We start from the raw sequence: 19,631 nt of genomic DNA, 5'->3' as shown, positions 1-19,631 counted from the left end.
GGAGTACCCCTCATGCGTCATGGCATGAACCAGCGCAAGCTGAACCGCACCACCGCCCACCGCAAGGCGATGCTCGCCAACATGGCGGTCGCGCTGCTGAAGCACGAGCAGATCAAGACCACGCTGCCGAAGGCGAAGGAACTGCGCCCGGTGGTGGAGCGCCTGATCACCCTCGGCAAGCGCGGCGACCTCCACGCCCGCCGTCAGGCCGCCTCGCGCCTGCCCGACGGCGTGATCGTGCAGAAGCTGTTCGGCGAGCTGGCCGAGCGCTACCAGGCCCGCGCCGGCGGTTATACCCGCGTGCTGAAGGCCGGCTTCCGCTATGGCGACGCGGCCCCGATGGCGATCATCGAGCTGGTCGACCGCAACCTCGCCGCCAAGGGCCAGGATTCGGGCCCGAAGCAGGTTGCCGAGGACGACGCCGAGGATTGATCCGGGCGGCGGTGCCGGCAGCGGCATCGCGACGGGGCCCTTGGGAACGGGCGGTGTGCCGAAAGGCGCGCCGCCCGTTCTGCGTTCGGGGGGCGTGCGTGGCTCTGGTCACTTGTGGTCCGGGCGGCGGGGACTATGCTGTCGGACCTGGACGAGACAACCGGGCGGGAATGAGAGTGATGAACCGACTGCCTGAACGGGGTGCAGACCTGACAGCGGTGATCCGCGGCGGCCTGCGGTCGAGCATGCTGGCGCTGGTGCTGGCCCTGGCGGCATTGCAGATGCCGCCGGCGGTGGCGGCCGGGACCGAACGGCGGGTGCCGGAAAGCCGGAGCGAAATGCAGCTGTCCTTCGCGCCCGTGGTGCGTCAGGCGGCGCCGGCGGTGGTGAACATCTACACCCGCCGCACGGTGGTGGTGCAGCAGCGCTCTCCGTTCTTCGCCGACCCGTTCTTCCGCCGCTTCTTCGGCGACCGGATGGGCATCGGCAAGCCGTCGGAGCGGGTGCAGAACGCGCTCGGATCAGGCGTCATCGTCGACGGCCGCGGCTATATCGTCACCAACAACCATGTGATCGACGGCGCCGACCAGATCACCGTGGTGCTGAACGACCGCCGCGAATTCGCGGCCGAGGTGGTGCGGCTGGACCCGCAGACCGATCTGGCGGTGCTGAAGATCGACACCGAGGGCCAGACCCTGCCGGCGCTGAGCTTCGGCGACAGCGATTCGATCGAGGTCGGCGATCTGGTGCTGGCGATCGGCAACCCCTTCGGGGTGGGGCAGACGGTGACCAGCGGCATCGTCTCGGCGCTCGCCCGCACCATGGTCGGGGTTTCCGACTTCCAGTCCTTCATCCAGACCGATGCGGCGATCAACCCCGGCAATTCGGGCGGCGCGCTGGTGACGGTGAACGGCGAGCTGATCGGCGTGAACACCGCGATCTTCAGCCGCTCCGGCGGCTCCAACGGTATCGGCTTCGCGATCCCCGCCACGCTGGTGAAGACCGTGGTGCAGGCGGCGATCGAGGGCCGGCCCGTAGCCCGCGCCTGGCTGGGTGCCCGCGGCCAGCCGGTGACGCAGGAGATCGCCGAAAGCCTGGGCATGACGCGCCCGACCGGCGTGCTGGTGAGCGATGTGCATCCCGACGGCCCGGCCAAAGGCGTTCTGAAGCGCGGTGACGTGATCCTGGAGATCGGCGGCAAGCCGGTCGACGATCCGCGGGCGCTGAGGTTCCGGTTGGCGGCTGCCGGCATCGGCGGCGAGACCGCGGTCACCATCTGGCGCGAGGGCCGCCGGCAGACCGTGTCGCTGCCGCTGATCGCCGCACCCGAGACGGTGGCCCGCGACGAGCGCGAGATCACCGGCAGCAACCCGCTCGCCGGCGCGCGGATCGCCAACCTCTCGCCCGCCCTGGCCGAGGAACTGGGGATCGACGGCTTCGAGGAAGGGGTGATCGTGGTCGACATCACCCGCAATTCCGCCGCGGCATCGATCGGCCTCAAGCCCGGCGACATGGTGCTGGCGGTGAACGGCAAGCGCCTGTCGCGCACCGCCGATGTCGAAAAGACCCTGAAGCAGATGCAGGGCCAGCGCCGCTGGCAGCTGACCTTGCGCCGCGAGGGCCGCGAACTCACCTTGGATCTGATGGGCTGATCGCGGGCCCTCCCGCGCTCTCTGCCCTTACGTCAGCCACCCGGAGCCCGCCCGACCCCCATGGCCACGCTGTTCGATGCCGCCGCACCGCGCCCGCTTGCCGACCGGCTCCGTCCCGGCCGGATCGGCGAGATCGTGGGCCAGGACCATCTGTTCGGCCCCGACGGGCCGGTGACGCGGATGGTCCAGGCGAAGCGGCTGGCCTCGCTGATCCTGTGGGGGCCGCCGGGCACCGGCAAGACGACGTTGGCGCGGCTGCTGGCCGAGGCGACCGGCATGCGCTTCGCGGCACTTTCGGCCGTGTTCTCGACCGTCGCCGATCTGCGCAAGGCCTTTGCCGAAGCGGCGGCGCTGCGCGATACCGGCCGCCAGACCCTGCTGTTCGTCGACGAGATCCACCGCTTCAACCGCGCCCAGCAGGACAGTTTCCTGCCCTATGTGGAGGATGGGACGGTCACGCTGATCGGTGCTACGACCGAAAACCCGTCTTTCGAGCTGAACGGCGCGCTGTTGTCGCGCACCCAGGTTCTGGTGCTGCGGCGGCTGGACGAGGCGGCGCTGGGCGAGCTTCTGATCCGCGCCGAGGCGGCGGAAGGTCGGCCGCTGCCGGTGGACGACGAGGCCCGTGCCGTGCTGGTCGGCATGGCCGACGGCGACGGCCGCTTTCTGCTGAACCTGGCCGACACGCTCTATGCCCTGCCCGAGGGCGAGCGACTGGATACGGTGCGGCTGGGCCAGCTGCTGCAGCGCCGGCTGCCACTCTACGACAAGGCCCAGGAAGGCCATTACAACCTGATCAGCGCGCTGCACAAATCGCTGCGCGGATCGGATGTCGATGCGGCGCTCTATTGGTTCGCGCGCATGCTGGATGGCGGCGAGGATCCGCTCTATGTCGTCCGCCGGCTGATCCGCTTCGCGGTCGAGGATATCGGCATGGCCGATCCGCGAGCGGTGGAACAGGCGCTGGCGGCCCAGCGCGCCTACGAGACCCTGGGCAGCCCCGAGGGCGAACTCGCCATCGCCCAGGCGGTCGTCTATCTTGCGACCGCGCCCAAGTCGAACGGGGTCTATATGGCCTACAAGACCGCGCGCCGGCTGGCCAAGGAAACCGGCTCGCTGATGCCGCCGATGCACATCCTGAACGCGCCGACGAAACTGATGAAGCAACTGGGCTATGGCCATGGCTATGACTACGACCATGACGCGCCGGACGCGTTTTCAGGCCGCGACTACTGGCCCGAGGGCATGGGCGCGCGGGTGGTCTATGAACCCCGGCCGCGGGGGTTCGAGCGTGACATCGCCAGGCGGCTGGAATATTGGTCGAAGCTGAGAGCCGAGCGCCAGGCGGAGATGCGGGCGGCCGCCCGCAGATCCAGGGACGAAGAGGGAGAGGCATGACCGCATTCGCACCGGCGACGCTGGCGGTGATCGCCATCGGCGGGGCCGCGGGCGCGCTGGCCCGCCACGGCGTCAACACCTGGAGTGCGGCGGCCTTCGGCCTTGGCTTCCCCTGGGGCACGGTGATCGTGAACATCCTGGGCTCGTTCCTGATGGGCGCGATCGCCGGCGCCGCCGCCCATGGCCTGCCGATGTTCCCCCATGCCCGCACCCTGATCGCGACCGGATTTCTGGGGGCGTTCACGACCTTTTCGACCTTCTCGCTGGATGCGGTCTCGCTCTGGCAGCGCGGCGAAACCATGGCCGCGGCGCTTTACGTGCTGGGATCGGTGGTGGCGGGCGCGCTTGCCCTGCTGGCCGGGCTTGCCACCGTCAGGATGATCGCCGGATGAGCGCCGATCCGCTGCATAGGGAAGTCGGGCCCGACGAGGACGGCCAGCGGCTGGACCGCTGGCTGCGCAAACACCTGCCGGCGTTGAGTTTCGGCGAGGCCCAGCGCTGGGCCCGCACCGGCCAGGTGCGGGTGGACGGCAAACGCGCCAAGGCCGATCAGCGGCTGACGGCCGGCGCCGTGGTCCGCCTGCCGCCGCCGGCCCTGCCGATGCTGGAGGCGAAGGCCGAGGGCCGGGCGGGGGCCCGCCAGACCACGGCCGAGGAGGCGGAATTCCTGCGCGGCCGGGTGCTGCTGGAAACCGCCGACCTGATCCTGATCGACAAGCCTTCGGGGCTGGCGGTACAGGGCGGCAGCGGCACCGACCGGCATCTGGACGGCATGCTGGATGCGCTGAAGCGCCACCCGGACGACGAGCGGCCGCGGCTGGTGCACCGGCTGGACCGCGACACCTCGGGCGTGCTGGCACTGGCGCGCACGGCCCGCGCCGCCGCCTGGGCGACCCGGGCCTTCCGCGAGCGCACCACCACCAAGATCTATTGGGCGGTGACGCTGGGCGTGCCGCGGCCGGCGCGGGGCGTGATCGACCTGCCGCTGGCCAAGCGCCAGGTGGAACGCGGCGGCGAACGCATGGTGGCGGTGGACGAGGGCGACGGCCAGACGGCGGTCACCGAATACGAGGTGCTGGCGGCGGGCGGCCCCTGCGCCCTGGTGGCGCTGAAGCCGCTGACCGGCCGCACCCACCAGATCCGCGCCCATCTGGCGGCGATCGGCACGCCGATCGTGGGCGATCTGAAATATGGCGGACAGGCGGTGGACCTGCGCGGAGAGGGGCTGCCGCGGCGCCTGCATCTGCATGCACGGCGCCTGACCCTGGACGGGCCGGACGGGCGGCGGATTTCGGTCTCTGCCGCGATCCCGCCCCATATGGCGCAGAGTTTCGACCGGCTGGGCTTCGATCCGGAGATGGACGCATGACGACGGGGACGGAGGGTATCGGGCTGGTGGTGTTCGATTGCGACGGCACGCTGGTCGACAGCGCCGGACACATCGCCGACACCATGGCGGATTGCTTCCTCGCCGCCGGCATCGCGGCCCCGACACCGGCCGAGGTGGCGCGGATCATCGGCCTGTCACTGCCGATCGCGATCGGCCGGCTGCTGCCGCATCTGGACGATGTCGCCTGCCATGATCTGGCCCAGGGCTATCGCGATGCCTATCGCCGCCGGCTGGCGGCCGGGCTGATGGGCGACGAGCGGCTGTTCGACGGCGTTGATGCGGCGCTGAAGCGGCTGGACGGGGCGGGCTATGTGCTGGGCATGGCGACCGGCAAATCGATCCGCGGCGTGGAGCGGACCGTGGCCCGCTTCGGCTTCGAGCGGCTGTTCGTGACCATACAGACCGCCGACACCCATCCGAGCAAGCCGCATCCGGCGATGATGCTGGCTGCGATGGACGAAACCGGGGCCGATCCGGCACGCAGCGTGCTGATCGGCGATACCAGCTACGACATGGAAATGGCGCGGGCGGCGGGTGCCAGGGCAATCGGGGTGGCCTGGGGCTGCCATGCCCATCAGGACCTGCTGGATGCGGGGGCCGATCTGGTGGTGACGGCGGCGGCCGAGCTGGATGCCGCGATCGCGACCCTGATCGGAGCGCCGCTTGCGCCGGAACGGAGGATCGGGGCATGAACGACGCCGTCACGCGCCGCAAGCGTTTCTACAAGGCGGCCGAGGTCGCACCGGTGGCCGGCGACGGGGCGGCGCCCGACCCGGCTACGCCCGCGGGGGCGGGCTGGACCGTGCTGCTCGACGGCCGCGGCCTGCGCACCCCGGCCAAGGCGCCGCTGGTCGTGCCCGGCCGGGCGCTGGCCCGGCTGATCGCGGATGAATGGGCGGCGCAGGAGACCCATATCGCGCCCGAGACCATGCCGGCGACGAAGCTCGCCAATGTGGTGATCGACCGGGTGGTGCCGCACCGGGCGCAGATCGCGGCCGAGCTTGCCGGTTATATCGGCACGGATCTGGTCTGCTATCGCGCCGACAATCCGAAGGAACTGGCGGCCCTTCAGGCCCGGCACTGGGATCCCCTGGTGGACTGGGCCCGCACCCGCTACGACATCCATCTGGTGACCACCACCGGCCTGCTGGCCGTGGACCAGCCACCCGCGACGGTGGAAAGGCTGACGCGCGCGATCGAGGCCGCCGACCCCTGGCGGCTGGCGGTGCTGCACGGCGCGGTGACCACCGCCGGATCGGTGGTGATCGGCCTGGCGCTGGCCGAGGCGGGAATCGATGCCGCGACGGCATATGATGCCGCCTTCGCCGACGAACATTTCCAGATCACCCGCTGGGGCGAGGATGCCGAGCAGGCCGAGCGCCTGGCGCTGCTGCGCCGTGACCTGGATGATCTGGCACGGATCCGCGACGCGCTCAACGCAGGGTAGGGCCGGTCTAATTCCGCAGCCGCAGATGGCCGTTGCGCAAAGTTGCGCAACCAGGCGTGCGATGTCGCACACCTTTCGCATATGCGGCAAGAATTTGCCAAAGCCTTGCCGCAAAAGCCCTGTTCACGGCAAAGGATGTGGCGCAGCCGGGTTCGTCATGCTATCAGCACAGGCGAACAAGGAAACGCCGTGTAAGGCGCTTTGCGTGCCGCATCCGGTCCGGGGGGGCCGTCCGCGGACGGCGCCCTACCATTCGAGGATGAAGAAGACCGGAGATGCAGGCGATACTCGAAGAGCTTGAGAAGCGTCGTCAGGCTGCCCGGATGGGCGGCGGCGAGCGCCGTATCGACGCCCAGCATGCCAAGGGCAAGCTGACTGCCCGCGAGCGCATCGAACTGCTGCTCGATGCGGGGTCGTTCGAAGAATACGACATGTTCGTCGAACACCGCTGCACCGAATTCGGGATGGAGAACACCAAGATCCCGGGCGACGGCGTCGTCACCGGCCGCGGCACGATCAACGGCCGCCTGGTCTTCGTGTTCAGCCAGGACTTCACCGTGTTCGGCGGCGCGCTGTCGGAAGCGCATGCAGAGAAGATCTGCAAGATCATGGACCAGGCGGTCCAGGTCGGCGCCCCGGTCATCGGGCTCAACGATTCGGGCGGTGCCCGCATCCAGGAAGGCGTCGCCTCGCTCGCAGGCTATGCCGACGTGTTCCTGCGCAATGTCGAAGCCTCGGGCGTGGTGCCGCAGATCTCGATGATCATGGGCCCCTGCGCCGGCGGTGCGGTGTATTCTCCCGCCATGACCGACTTCATCTTCATGGTGAAGGACACGTCCTACATGTTCGTGACGGGTCCGGACGTCGTGAAGACCGTGACCCACGAGGTGGTGACGGCCGAGGAACTGGGTGGTGCGGTGACGCATACCACGAAGTCTTCGGTTGCCGACGTCGCCTTCGAGAACGATGTCGACGCGCTGCTGCAGCTGCGCCGCTTCTTCGACTTCCTGCCGCTGTCGAACCGCGAGCCGGCGCCGCTGCGCGAGACGCAGGACCCGGTCGCGCGTCAGGAGCCGTCGCTCGACACCCTGGTTCCGCCGAACCCGAACAAGCCCTACGACATGAAGGAGCTGATCGAGAAGGTCGTCGACGAGGGCGACTTCTTCGAGATCCAGCCCGAGTTCGCGAAGAACATCCTGGTCGGCTTCGCGCGCATGGACGGCCAGACCGTCGGCATCGTCGCCAACCAGCCGATGGTGCTGGCCGGCTGCCTGGACATCGACAGCTCGCGCAAGGCCGCCCGCTTCGTGCGGTTCTGCGACTGCTTCAACATCCCGATCGTCACCTTCGTGGACGTGCCGGGCTTCCTGCCGGGCACCAGCCAGGAATTCGGCGGCATCATCAAGCACGGCGCCAAGCTGCTTTATGCCTATGCCGAGGCGACGGTGCCGAAAGTCACCGTCATCACGCGCAAGGCCTATGGCGGCGCCTATGACGTGATGAGCTCCAAGCATCTGCGCGGCGACGTGAACTATGCCTGGCCCTCGGCCGAGATCGCGGTCATGGGCCCCAAGGGCGCGGTGGAGATCATCTTCCGCCAGGATATCGGCGACGCCGAGAAGATCGCGGCGCGGACCGAGGAATATCGCGGCCGCTTCGCCAATCCCTTCGTCGCGGCCTCCCGCGGGTTCATCGACGACGTGATCCGTCCGCACAACACCCGCGCCCGCATCTGCGGTGCGCTGGACATGCTGCGGAACAAGCGTCGCGAGAAGCCGTGGAAGAAGCACGGCAACATTCCGCTGTGACCGGGCAGCCGTGAGCGGGCCGGAGCAGGAGACGGATCTGGTGAAGGCGGCGCATGCACGACGCGCGCGGCGCCTGACCGGCTTCTATCTCCACGGCTTCGGCTTCGCGGCGGCGAACGGCCTGATCGCCCTGCTGACGCAGCTGCTGAAGATCGACGACCCCGAAGGTCGGATCGGCTTCGCACTCGCGATCTGGGCAGGTGCGGTGGTCCTCCACGGCCTCTGGGCCTACGGCGTGCTGTCGTGGGGCCGGAGGCGGACGGGAGGCGGGGCCGAACCGCCGCAACCGCCGTCATCCTCTTCCTGATTTCCAGTCGAGACGCGCTCCCATGTTCGAGAAGATCCTCATCGCCAATCGCGGCGAGATCGCCTGCCGGGTGATCCGGACTGCCCGCCGTATGGGCATCAAGACGGTGGCGGTGTATTCGGATGCCGATGCCGACGCGCTGCATGTCCGCATGGCCGACGAGGCCGTGCATATCGGCCCGAGCCCCAGCAATCAGAGCTATCTGATCGCCGACCGCATCGTCGAGGCCTGCAAGGCCACCGGCGCCCAGGCGGTGCATCCGGGCTATGGCTTCCTGTCCGAGAACCAGAGCTTCGCCAAGGCGCTGGATGCCGCCGGCATCGCCTTCATCGGCCCGAATGTCGAGGCCATCTATGCGATGGGCGACAAGATCGAGTCGAAGAAGCTGGCCAAGAAGGCCGGTGTCTCGACCGTCCCCGGCTATGTGGGCGAGATCAAGGACGCCGACGAGGCGGTGAAGATCGCCGACGAGATCGGCTATCCGGTCATGATCAAGGCCTCGGCCGGCGGCGGCGGCAAGGGCATGCGCCTGGCCCATGACGCGAAGGAGGCCCGCGAAGGCTTCCGCTCGGCGACCTCGGAAGCGAAGTCGAGCTTCGGCGACGACCGCGTCTTCATCGAGAAGTTCATCGAGCAGCCGCGCCATATCGAGATCCAGATCATCGCCGACGCCCATGGCAACATCTGCTATCTGGGCGAGCGCGAATGCTCCATCCAGCGCCGTCACCAGAAGGTGATCGAAGAGGCCCCGAGCCCCTTCCTGGACGAGGCGACCCGCAAGGCGATGGGCGAGCAGGCGGTCGCGCTGGCGCGCGCGGTGAACTATCGTTCGGCCGGCACGGTCGAGTTCATCGTCGGCCCCGATCGCAGCTTCTACTTCCTTGAGATGAACACCCGCCTGCAGGTCGAGCATCCGGTGACCGAGCTGATCACCGGCTACGACCTGGTCGAGCTGATGATCCGGGTGGCGGCGGGCGAGCATCTGCCGTTCTCGCAGGCGGATGTGACCCTGACCGGCTGGGCGATGGAAGCCCGCGTCTATGCCGAGGACCCGTATCGCGGCTTCCTGCCGTCGATCGGCCGTCTGGCGCGCTATGTCGAGCCCAAGGGCCCGGGCGTGCGCGTGGACAGCGGCGTCTATGAAGGCGCCGAGATCAGCATGTTCTACGACCCGATGGTCGCCAAGCTGGTCACTTACGGCGAGACCCGCGCCCAGGCGGCGGAGCGGATGAGCGATGCGCTCGACGCCTATTACATCCGCGGCATCACCCACAACATCCCCTTCCTGACCGCGCTGATGAAGCATCCGCGCTTCCTGGAAGGCCGGCTGTCGACCGGCTTCATCGCCGAGGAATACCCCGACGGCTTCCACGGCGCGCCGCTGGACGCCGAGGCCCGCCGCGCGCTGGCGGCGATCGCCGTGATGGCCGATCTGGCCGACCGGGCGCGCCAGGGCCGGATCACCGGCCAGATGCGCGGCTATGTCCACCATGTCCCCGACGAGCTGGTGGTCATGCTGGATGACGAGCAGGTCGAGGTGAAGGTGGTGCAGCATGCGCCGGCGCTGGTGCTCGACATGGGCGGCAAGCCGGTGACGCTGGACTGCAGCTGGAAGCTGGGCGACCGGCTGCTGTCGGCCACCGTCGACGACCGCACCCGGGTGGTGCAGATCGAGCGCGTGGCCGCGGGCTGGAAGCTGACCCATGGCGGCTCGGTGCTGGTGGCGCGGGTCTATACCCGCCAGGGTGCCGCCTATGCCGCGATGATGCCGGTGAAGCAGGCCCCGGACATGAGCCGGTTCCTGCTCTCGCCGATGCCGGGCCTGGTGCTGTCGGTGGCGGTCGAGGTGGGCCAGGAGGTCCAGGCCGGCGAGGAGCTGGCGGTGATCGAGGCCATGAAGATGGAAAACGTGCTGCGCGCCGAGCGCAATTGCACGGTGAAGGAGATCAAGGCCGGCGCCGGTTCCAGCGTCGCCGCCGATCAGGTGATCATCGAATTCGAGTGATCGCCGGCCGCTCCGGCCATCTGTCAGGAAACCCCGCCGGGCCCCCGTGTCCGGCGGGGTTTCTTTTTGCGGTCCACCTGCCCGGGGCCGGGCGGACCGCAGCCCGTGCATGGCTGCCCCGCCGCCCATGGCCGTTGTCGTGATCGCGAACCGGCGACAGAATCAGTCCCACTCTCGCCCTGAGAGATCCCCGACAGATCCGATCCCATCCCGTCCGACCGGAGTGCCGCATGACCCGTCGTCCGCCGTCCGTCGCCGATCTGGAACGCCATGTCGAACAGCTCGGCAGCCTGGTCGATACGGCCGGTCTGATCACGGATCCGGCGCAGATGGCGGCCTATGAGCGCGACTGGATGGGCAAGTTCCAGGGGCGGGCCTTCGCGGTGCTGCGCCCGCGCGACACGGCCGCCGTCTCGCGGCTGCTGTCCTATCTGAACACCCATCGCCTGGCGGTGGTGCCCCAGGCGGGCAATACCGGCCTGGTCGGCGGCTCGGTGCCCGATGCCGCCGGCGCCTTCGTGCTGAGCGTCGAGCGGATGACCCGCATCCGCGAGGTCGACACCGTGGGTGCCAGCATCACCATGGATGCAGGCGTGGTGCTGGAGACCGCCCAGGCGGCGGCGCGCGAGGCGGGGCTGATGCTGGCGCTGGATCTGGGATCCAAGGGATCCTGCCGGATCGGCGGCAACATCTCGACCAATGCCGGCGGGCTGAAAGTGCTGCGCTACGGCCATATCCGCGACCAGGTTCTGGGGCTGGAGGTGGTGCTGGCAGACGGCACGGTGCTCGACGGGCTGACGACGCTGCGCAAGAACAACACCGGCTATGACCTGAAGCAGATTTTCATCGGCGCCGAGGGCACGCTGGGCGTGGTGACCGCCGCCAGCCTGAAGCTGCACCCGGCCGAAGCCGGGCGTGCCGTCGCCATGGTCGCGGTCGACCGTTTCGAGGACGTGACCCGGGTGCTGGGGGCGGTGCGCAGCACCTTTCCGGGCCGGCTGAATTCCGTGGAGCTGATCGGCGCCGATGCGGTGACGCTGGTCGCCACGGCGCTCGACGGGGCCCGCAGCCCCTTTGCCGACACCCATACCTATGCGGTGCTGATCGAGGTGGGCAGCGACGATGCCGCCGCCGCTGCCGAGCGCGAGCGGCTGGAGACGGTGATCGGCCGGCTGATCGAGGACGAGCATGTGGCCGATGCGATCATCGCCCAGAGCGAGGCCCAGGCCGAAGCGCTCTGGCTGCTGCGCGAAGGCGTGCCCGAGGCGGTGGGCCGCACCGCGCCGGTGCACAAATACGACCTGACCTTTGCGGTGGGCGATATCGGCCATTTCATCGCCGATTGCGATCTGGCGCTGGCCCGGGTTGCCCGCGGGCTGCGGCCGATCTATTTCGGCCATGTCGCCGACGGCAATGTCCATGTCAACGTGATGGCGCCGCAGGGCATGTCGGCCGAGGGCTACCGCGCCCTGCAGGCGCCGATCGACGAGGCGGTGTTCGACCTGGTCGGCCAGTATCGCGGCTCGATTTCCGCCGAACACGGCATCGGCCAGGTGAAGCGGGCCTATCTGGACCGCAATCGCTCTGCCGCCGAGATCCGGACCATGCAGATGCTGAAGGCGGTGCTGGACCCGCACGGCATCCTGAATCCGGGCCGGCTGCTGCCCTGAACCGCTTCCGTGCAGCCGGCGGCTGGGCTAGGCTTAAGGCCGGCCCACGGCACATACGGACGCGCCATGACCGACGATCGATCCCCTGACGAGGACAGGTCCGCCCCCGCGGCCCGGGATGCGCCGGCACCTGTCGCCGGCCCGGCGGCGGGCGACCGGGTGACCATGGCGCTGGCCATCACCGGCCGGGTGCAGGGGGTGGGCTATCGCTGGTGGTTCGAGGGCCAGGCCCGCCGCTACGGGCTGGACGGCTGGGTGCGCAACCGCCGGGACGGATCGGTGGAGGCGCTGATTTCCGGGCCGCGCGCCGCGGTGCAGACCGTGATCCGCCGCGCCCAGGACGGGCCGCCCGCCGCACGGGTCGAGGCCGTGCGGAGCAGCCCGGCCGAGGCACCCGAGGCGCCCGGCTTTCGCCGTAAGCCGACCGTCTGACCAGGGCCAACCGTCTGAACGGGGCCAACCGTCTGAAAAATGGGACACCGCCATTCATGGGACGCTGGCTTCTGGGCCGCATAGACCGCCTGGCCGGCAGCATCTGCGCCCTGGTTCTGGGGCTTGGCGCGGCACAGGCACAGGGCTTCGCGCTGGCCTATCTGCAACGCCTGGGCGGCCATCTGGACGAGGCGCGCCGGCTGCTGGATCAGATCCGCATCGGCGTGGCCCCCTATGACCAGGTGGCACAGCCGGCCCGGGCGGCGCTGGAGGCGGCCGCCGCGGCGCGGGTGGACGAGCTTGCCGTCGCGCGCGATGCCGTGGCCGCGGCCGACCCCTTCCTCAGGCCGCTGGAGCTGCTGCGGCGGGTCGATCCCGAGATCGCCCGGGCGACCTGGGCCGATTACGTGCCGACCCTGCCGGTGGAGCCGGCCAGCCTGACCTATGGCCTGCTGGGCATGGTGGTGGCGTGGCTGGTCTATGATGCGATCACCGGGCTGATCGCCTGGCCCTTCCGGCGCCGCGCCGGGTGAGATGGCCTGTCGCAGGGGCCCGCGTCATGGGCGATTGACGCAGACTGAAACATAACCGATAAGGGAGTCTGCGCCTTCGGCGTTCCCGTCCTGAAGAGGGGAGACCGGCGGCAGGAGGATCGACCCGATGCACGCCCGCGACGTGTTCCGCATTCTGTTCTTTACGGCGCTGACCGCCGTGCTGGGCCTGTTCCCGCCGCTGGACGTGCCGCTGATCGACGTGCCGATCACCGCCCAGACCCTGGGCGTGATGCTCTCGGGCCTGGTGCTGGGCTCGTGGCGGGCAGCGCTGGCCCAGATGGTGTTCGTGGCGCTGGTGATGGCCGGCGCACCGCTGCTGGCCGGCGGCCGCGGCGGCATGGGCATTCTGACCGGGCCGACCGGCGGTTTTCTGATCGGCTGGATCCCGGCGGCCTTCGTCACCGGGCTGCTGGCGGAAGCGGGGCGCCCCGGCTGGCTGCGCTTCATCCTGGCGACGATCACCGGCGGCATCGGCGTGGTCTATCTGATCGGCGTGCCCTGGGCTGCGATGGTGACCACGCTGTCGCCCTGGCAGGTGCTGACCGGCAGCATGGCCTTCCTGCCCGGCGACCTGATCAAGGCGGTGACGGCGGCCGCGATCGCCGTCACCCTCCGCGACCGCGGCCGGTCGACCGCGATATCCTTCAGGCGATGATCAGCTGCCGCGCTCCGCGGTGACCTCGTCGGTGGTGGGACCGAAAACCTCCTCGAAGGCTTCGCGCAGCGCCATGTCGGCCTCTACCATGCCCACCGGCCGGCCCAGCGCCACCAGCGAGGTGATGCCGTGGCCCTGCACGCCGCAGGGCACGATGCCGGCATAATGGCCGAGATCCGGCTCCACATTCAGCGAAATGCCGTGGAAGCTGACCCAGCGGCGCACGCGCACGCCGATGGCGGCGATCTTGTCGTCGAACCCGTCGCCGCGCTCCACCCAGACCCCCACACGGTCGTCGCGGGTGAGGCCCTTGACGTTGAAGCGGTCGAGCGCCCGGATCACCCAGTTTTCCAGCCCGTGGACATAGGCCCGGATATCGGCGCCGCGGGCCTTGAGGTCGAGCATGACATAGGCCACGCGCTGGCCGGGGCCGTGATAGGTGATCTGGCCGCCGCGGCCGGTCCGGTAGATCGGGAAACGCGGCGGCACCAGCAGGTCGCGATCCTGCTGCGCGCTGGTGCCGGCGGTCAGGATCGGCGGATGCTCGACCAGCCACACCCGTTCTCCCGCCGTGCCCTCGCGGATCCGGGCGGCGCGCGCCTCCATCTCGGCGACGGCGGCCTCGTAATCGGTCAGGCCGGGGGCGATGACCCATTCGACCGGTCTGATCCCGTCCCCCTGCAGCGTTCCCGCCATCCGTCTCGTCCCTCGTCTTCATCTTCGTCAGCGACAGCTGGCCCCAATCTAGTGCGCCGGGGCCGGTTGCGCCATATCGGGCGACATCCCGCACGATGGTGCGGCGAGGCCCCGCCCATGCGATGGTTGCAAACCGGACCTCCGGCGGCTGCGGCCGGGTGCCGGTGGCCTTTCGGGGCGTGGCGGCTATACTGTGCCCGCACGCGGGAAAAGGGCGCGGATGAAGAGGCCGCAGCCCGGGCCTGCGGCGTAAGATACCGGGGGAGACGACCGCGAATGTCGAAGGAACTGCGCGACGGCGCGCTCGAATATCACCGCCTGCCGAAACCGGGCAAGTTCAGCATCGAGCCGACCAAGCCGCTCGCCAACCAGCGCGACCTCGCGCTCGCCTATTCTCCGGGCGTGGCCTATGCCTGCGAGGCGATCGTTGAGGACCCGCTCAACGCCTCGCTCTATACCACCCGCGGCAACATGGTCGCGGTGGTGACCAACGGCACCGCCGTTCTGGGCCTGGGCGCGATCGGCCCGCTGGCGGCCAAGCCGGTGATGGAAGGCAAGGCGGTCCTGTTCAAGAAGTTCGCCGGCATCGACGCGGTGGACATCGAGATCGACGAGCGCGACCCCGACAAGCTGGTCGAGATCATCGCCAGCCTTGAGCCGTCTTTCGGCGCGATCAACCTTGAGGACATCAAGGCGCCGGAATGCTTCGAGATCGAGGAACGGCTGAAGGACCGGATGAAGATCCCGGTCTTCCACGACGACCAGCACGGCACCGCGATCGTGGTCGCGGCCGCGATGCTGAACGCGCTGCGCGTGGTGGGCAAGCCGCTGGATCAGGTGAAGCTGGTGGCCTCGGGCGCCGGTGCCGCGGCGCTGGCCTGCCTGGACCTGCTGGTCGAGCTGGGCCTGCCGCGCGCCAACATCACCGTCACCGACATCGTCGGCGTGGTCTGGAAGGGCCGCAACGAGCAGATGGATCCGCGCAAGGAGACCTATGCGGTCGAGACCGACGCGCGGACGCTGGCCGAGGTGATTTCCGGCGCCGACATCTTCCTGGGCCTGTCGGCCCCGCGGGTGCTGACGGCCGAGATGGTCAAGACCATGGCGCCGCAGCCGATCATCATGGCGCTGGCCAACCCGACGCCCGAGATCCTGCCCGACGAGGCGCGCCGGGTGCGCCCCGATGCGATCATCGCCACCGGCCGGTCGGACTTCCCCAACCAGGTCAACAACGTCCTCTGCTTCCCCTTCGTGTTCCGCGGCGCGCTGGATGTGGGCGCGACCACGATCAACATCGAGATGAAGAAGGCGGCCGCCCAGGCGATCGCCGATCTGGCCATGGCCGAGCCTTCGTCGGAAGTGGCGCAGGCCTATGGCGGCCAGGAACTGCGCTTCGGCCCGGAATACCTGATCCCCAAGCCGTTCGATCCCCGGCTGGTGGTCGAGGTGTCGTCGGCGGTGGCCCGGGCCGCGATGGAAAGCGGCGTCGCCACCCGGCCGATCGAGGATTTCGACGCCTATCGCCAGGTGCTGTCGTCCTATTTCTTCCGCTCGGGCCTGGTCATGCGGACCGTGTTCGAGCGCGCGAAGGCGCAGCCCAAGCGCGTGGTCTATGCCGATGGCGAGGATGAGCGCGTGCTGCGCGCCGCCCAGATCGTGGTCGACGAAGGCTTCGCCCAGCCGATCCTGATCGGCCGCCGCGCGGTGGTGCAGCGGCGCATCGAGCGGCTGGGCCTGCGCCTGAAGCTCGACAAGGATATCGAGCTCTGCGACCCCGAGGATGATCCGCGCTACAACACCTATTGGTCGGAATATCACCGGCTGATGTGCCGCCGCGGCGTCACGCCCGAAAGCGCCCGCACCGTGGTGCGCACCCGGGCGACGGTGATCGGTGCGCTGATGGTCCATATCGGCGAGGCCGACGCCCTGATCTGCGGCCCGGTCAGCCGGTTCGTGAAGAATCTGCGCCACCTGAAGGAGATCTTCGGGGTGCGCCGGGGGGTGAGCGAGCCCTGCGCCATGCAGGCGCTGATCCTGCCCACCAAGACCATCTTCGTGGCCGATACCCAGGTGGAGCACAAGCGCAGCCCCGAACAGATCGCCGAGATGACGATCATGTGCGCCGAAGAGGTCCGCCGCTTCGGCATCACGCCCAAGATCGCCCTGCTGTCGTCGTCGAGCTACGGCACCGGCGAGACGCCGTCGGCGCAGATGATGCGCGATGCCTTCGCGATGGTCCGCGAGCAGGCGCCGGAACTGGAGGTCGAGGGCGAGATGCAGGCCGATGCCGCGATCTCGGAAGAGGTGCGCCATCGGGTCTTCCCGGGCTCGCTGCTTCAGGGCTCGGCCAATCTGCTGATCACGCCGGACCTTGATTCCGGCAACATCGCCTTTAATCTCGCCAAGGCGCTGACCAGCGGCACCTCGGTCGGGCCGGTGCTGATCGGGCTCAACCATCCGGCTCATATTCTGACCCCCGCGGTGTCGGTGCGCGGTATCGTCAACCTGTCGGCCCTGGTGGTCGTGGACGCGATCGAAAAGTCGCGCGACACGCCCTGGTGCCCGATCCCGGCGGAACCTGCCTGACATGATCTGAGCGGCCGGCTTTCCGGGGACGGGATGCCGGCCGGCATTCCCCGACCCCCTTCCCGATCCCCGGAGATCCGACAGCTTGCGCGACGACGACGACATCCAGGGACGCGACGGTGAGACGGCCACCGCGGCGGGCGAGGCCGAGGCGCTTTACGGTGTCTCGGACGAACTGGTCCGGCGGGTGGCCGATGCCCTGGACGAGGGGGACGCGCCCACGGCGCGCATGCTGGTCGCCGAACTGCATGCCGCCGACATCGCCGATCTGCTGGAACGGCTGTCGGGAGAGGAACGCCGCGCGCTGGTGGAGCTGCAGCGCGACGGCTTCGACCCTGAAATCCTGCCGCATCTGGGTGGCAATGTCCGCGATCAGGTCATTGCCCAGTTGGGCCCCCGGGCGCTGGCCGAAGCGCTGTCGGAACTGGACAGCGACGATGCGATCTATCTGATCGAGGATCTGGACGACGACATCCAGGCGGCACTGCTGGCGGCGGTGCCCCCCGCCACAAGGCGGGCGCTGGAAGAAAGCCTCGCCTATCCGGAATATTCCGCCGGCCGCCTGATGCAGCGCGATCTGATCGCGATGCCGGCCTTCTGGACGGTGGGGCGCGCGATCGACTTCCTGCGCGAAACCCCGGACCTGCCCGAGGAATTCTACGAAATCTTCGTGGTCGACCCGCGGCACAAGCCGATCGGGTCGGTGCCGCTGGCCCGCATGCTGCGCCATCCGCGCAAGGTGCTGCTGCGCGACATCATGGACCGCGACGTCGATGCCATCGCCGCCGCCACCGACCAGGAAGAGGTGGCCCGGCTGTTCCGGCACTATTCGCTGGCCTCCGCCCCGGTCGTGGACGATCAGGGCCGGCTGATCGGCGTGATCACCTTCGACGACGTGGTCGACGTCATTCAGGAAGAGGCCGAAGAGGACATGGCCCTGATGGCCGGTGTCGGATCCGAGGTCGACGTGAATGCCGGCCTGGTCTCGGTGGTGCGCCAGCGCATCGCCTGGCTCGGGGTCAATCTCGGCACGGCGCTGATGGTCAGCTCGGTGATCTCGCTGTTCGAGGCCACGATCGAACAGATCGTCGCCCTGGCGGTGCTGATGCCGATCGTGGCCTCGATGGGCGGCAATGCCGGCACCCAGACCCTGACCGTGGCGGTCAGGGCGCTGGCGCTGAAGGAACTGACGCCGTCCAACGCCATGCGCATCCTGACCCGCGAGGTGGGGGTGGGCACGATCAACGGCCTGGTCTTCGGCATCGCGGTCGGCGCCGTGGCGGCGGTGATCTTCGACCCCTTCATCGGCGGGGTGCTGTTCTGCGCCCTGCTCGCCAACCTGGTAACGGCGGGCCTGGCCGGCATGCTGATCCCGCTGGCGCTGGACCGGCTGAAGGTCGACCCGGCGGTCTCGGCCGGCGTGTTCCTGACCGCGGTCACCGATGTGGTCGGCTTCTTCGCCTTTCTGGGGCTGGCTCAGCTGGTTCTGCTCTGAACCCTGTCTCTGTGGTTCAGGCGACGTTGCAACCAGGCCTGCGCAGGACGCTCGACGAGATGGCGGCAGGGGAAAGCCGCCAGGACCGAGAGCGTCATCATGATCAGGGCGAGCGGCAGGGCCTGACGGAGATGGCCGGTATCGACAAGCAGCTTCGCGACCGTTGCCAGCACCAGTGGATGAACGAGATAAAGGGCATAAGAGGCGTCGCCGAGGCGGATGGCCGCGCGGGAGCACCACCCGTGGGGAACGTGGAGCAGCGCGGTGCCGAGGACGATGCCGAGGCCGGGCACGCCGTAGATCAGGGCCCGATGGCCGCCCACCGGCCAGACCCCCTGCAAGACCAGCAACAGGATACCTGCCGCCAGCAGCCAGGGCGCGGCTGGGCGCAGATGCTCCGCCCTGTGCCGACAGAGAAGGGCCGCCCCCATGCCGGCAGCGAATTCGAGCAGCAGCGGGCTGGTATAGAAGGCGATGACCGGATCGGCCGGATCGAAGATCTGCCCGGCAATGACCAGCCCGACGAGAACGCCGGCACAGCGACCGGCTGTGCGGCTGGCCGTCCCCGCGAAGCAGGCGGCGAAGAGGGCGTAGAAGGCCATTTCGTAATTGAGGGTCCAGCCGACATGAAGCACGGGCTCCACGATCCTCCCTGACAGCGTCTGTGGCAGGAATGAGAGTGCCATCAGCCAGGCTGCGGGATCGGCATCAACGGTATTGAAGCGCTGCGGCGCTGCGGCGGCCATCACCCAGAGGAGAGTGGTGAGCAGCCAGTAGAGCGGTACGATGCGGAAGATGCGTTTCAGCATGAAGACGGATCGACGGCCATTCGGGCTGAAGGCATGCACCATGATGAAGCCCGACAGCACAAAGAATATGTCGACGCCCGCGATCAGTCCGGGGATCCGCGGGATGCCGTCGATGTTCCGGCTGTGAAGGATGCTGATCGTGTGGTGGAGAACGATCAGCCCCGCAGCGATGAAGCGGAGGATCTGGAGAGCGTCGATCCGAAGAAGTGCGGTCGGCATGCGGGGCTTTTCATCGGCAGATGTCGAAGGTCGGCCCTGATCTTGTGCCAGCTTGCCGCTGCCGACGCCATCCCTT

Annotated in this window: 18 protein-coding genes; 16 read left to right on the top strand and 2 right to left on the bottom strand. The window is 68.9% G+C overall.

The window, feature by feature from the left end; genetic code table 11:
- Positions 1-12: 12 nt before the first annotated feature.
- The 14 genes from rplQ (at position 13) to WI697_RS21170 (ending at position 13,750) form a co-directional block, all read left to right on the top strand.
- Positions 13-432 (top strand): 50S ribosomal protein L17, encoded by a 420-nt coding sequence (rplQ, locus tag WI697_RS21235; RefSeq protein ID WP_062767756.1) that lies wholly within the window; start codon positions 13-15, stop codon positions 430-432.
- 179 nt (positions 433-611) lie between these two features.
- Positions 612-2,084, top strand: a complete 1,473-nt coding sequence (locus WI697_RS21230) for a DegQ family serine endoprotease (protein ID WP_345959852.1) — start codon at positions 612-614, stop codon at positions 2,082-2,084.
- 60 nt (positions 2,085-2,144) lie between these two features.
- A complete protein-coding gene (locus WI697_RS21225; protein ID WP_345959851.1) occupies positions 2,145-3,482 on the top strand; it encodes a replication-associated recombination protein A in 1,338 nt (445 codons plus the stop codon).
- A complete protein-coding gene (gene crcB / locus WI697_RS21220; protein WP_014746119.1) occupies positions 3,479-3,874 on the top strand; it encodes a fluoride efflux transporter CrcB in 396 nt (131 codons plus the stop codon). Before WI697_RS21225 ends, crcB begins: the two co-directional genes overlap by 4 nt.
- Positions 3,871-4,851 carry an RluA family pseudouridine synthase gene (locus tag WI697_RS21215; protein ID WP_062767764.1) on the top strand — a complete coding sequence of 327 codons (981 nt, stop codon included), beginning with the start codon at positions 3,871-3,873 and terminating at the stop codon, positions 4,849-4,851. The genes crcB and WI697_RS21215 overlap by 4 nt, the downstream gene beginning before the upstream one ends.
- Complete coding sequence (locus WI697_RS21210; protein ID WP_345959850.1) at positions 4,848-5,564, top strand: HAD-IA family hydrolase; 717 nt, start codon at positions 4,848-4,850, stop codon at positions 5,562-5,564. Before WI697_RS21215 ends, WI697_RS21210 begins: the two co-directional genes overlap by 4 nt.
- Positions 5,561-6,319, top strand: coding sequence for an ATP12 family chaperone protein (locus WI697_RS21205; RefSeq protein WP_345959849.1), 759 nt, complete (start codon positions 5,561-5,563; stop codon positions 6,317-6,319). Before WI697_RS21210 ends, WI697_RS21205 begins: the two co-directional genes overlap by 4 nt.
- A gap of 275 nt (positions 6,320-6,594) precedes the next feature.
- Complete coding sequence (locus WI697_RS21200) at positions 6,595-8,127, top strand: acyl-CoA carboxylase subunit beta (RefSeq protein ID WP_014746115.1); 1,533 nt, start codon at positions 6,595-6,597, stop codon at positions 8,125-8,127.
- 40 nt (positions 8,128-8,167) lie between these two features.
- Positions 8,168-8,434, top strand: a complete 267-nt coding sequence (locus tag WI697_RS21195) for a hypothetical protein (protein ID WP_345959848.1) — start codon at positions 8,168-8,170, stop codon at positions 8,432-8,434.
- A gap of 22 nt (positions 8,435-8,456) precedes the next feature.
- Entirely contained in the window at positions 8,457-10,439 is a 1,983-nt protein-coding gene (locus WI697_RS21190) for an acetyl-CoA carboxylase biotin carboxylase subunit (protein WP_062767768.1), read from the top strand.
- Between the two features lie 230 nt (positions 10,440-10,669).
- Positions 10,670-12,109 carry an FAD-binding oxidoreductase gene (locus WI697_RS21185; protein ID WP_062767770.1) on the top strand — a complete coding sequence of 480 codons (1,440 nt, stop codon included), beginning with the start codon at positions 10,670-10,672 and terminating at the stop codon, positions 12,107-12,109.
- A 165-nt stretch (positions 12,110-12,274) separates the two neighbouring features.
- Positions 12,275-12,541 carry an acylphosphatase gene (locus WI697_RS21180; protein WP_062767774.1) on the top strand — a complete coding sequence of 89 codons (267 nt, stop codon included), beginning with the start codon at positions 12,275-12,277 and terminating at the stop codon, positions 12,539-12,541.
- 56 nt (positions 12,542-12,597) lie between these two features.
- Positions 12,598-13,074 carry a DUF2937 family protein gene (locus tag WI697_RS21175; protein WP_014746110.1) on the top strand — a complete coding sequence of 159 codons (477 nt, stop codon included), beginning with the start codon at positions 12,598-12,600 and terminating at the stop codon, positions 13,072-13,074.
- Between the two features lie 127 nt (positions 13,075-13,201).
- On the top strand, positions 13,202-13,750 hold the full coding sequence (locus WI697_RS21170) for a biotin transporter BioY (RefSeq protein WP_296714366.1): 549 nt from the start codon (positions 13,202-13,204) through the stop codon (positions 13,748-13,750).
- On the opposite strand, the gene lipB is transcribed toward WI697_RS21170, so the two are convergent.
- Entirely contained in the window at positions 13,751-14,446 is a 696-nt protein-coding gene (lipB, locus tag WI697_RS21165) for a lipoyl(octanoyl) transferase LipB (RefSeq protein WP_062763694.1), read from the bottom strand.
- Between the two features lie 276 nt (positions 14,447-14,722).
- Here lipB and WI697_RS21160 point away from each other — a divergent pair, with 276 nt between their 5' ends.
- Together WI697_RS21160 and mgtE are read left to right on the top strand one after the other, a co-directional pair.
- Complete coding sequence (locus tag WI697_RS21160) at positions 14,723-17,032, top strand: NADP-dependent malic enzyme (RefSeq protein WP_345959847.1); 2,310 nt, start codon at positions 14,723-14,725, stop codon at positions 17,030-17,032.
- An 85-nt stretch (positions 17,033-17,117) separates the two neighbouring features.
- Positions 17,118-18,527 (top strand): magnesium transporter, encoded by a 1,410-nt coding sequence (gene mgtE / locus WI697_RS21155; protein ID WP_014746106.1) that lies wholly within the window; start codon positions 17,118-17,120, stop codon positions 18,525-18,527.
- Here mgtE and WI697_RS21150 read toward each other — a convergent pair.
- Entirely contained in the window at positions 18,509-19,555 is a 1,047-nt protein-coding gene (locus WI697_RS21150; RefSeq protein ID WP_345959846.1) for an acyltransferase family protein, read from the bottom strand. The two genes, mgtE and WI697_RS21150, sit on opposite strands and share 19 nt — an antisense overlap.
- Positions 19,556-19,631: the final 76 nt, after the last annotated feature.

The organism is Tistrella mobilis, assembly GCF_039634785.1.
Lineage (GTDB): Bacteria > Pseudomonadota > Alphaproteobacteria > Tistrellales > Tistrellaceae > Tistrella > Tistrella mobilis.
This window is presented reverse-complemented; position numbering and strand designations above follow the sequence as displayed.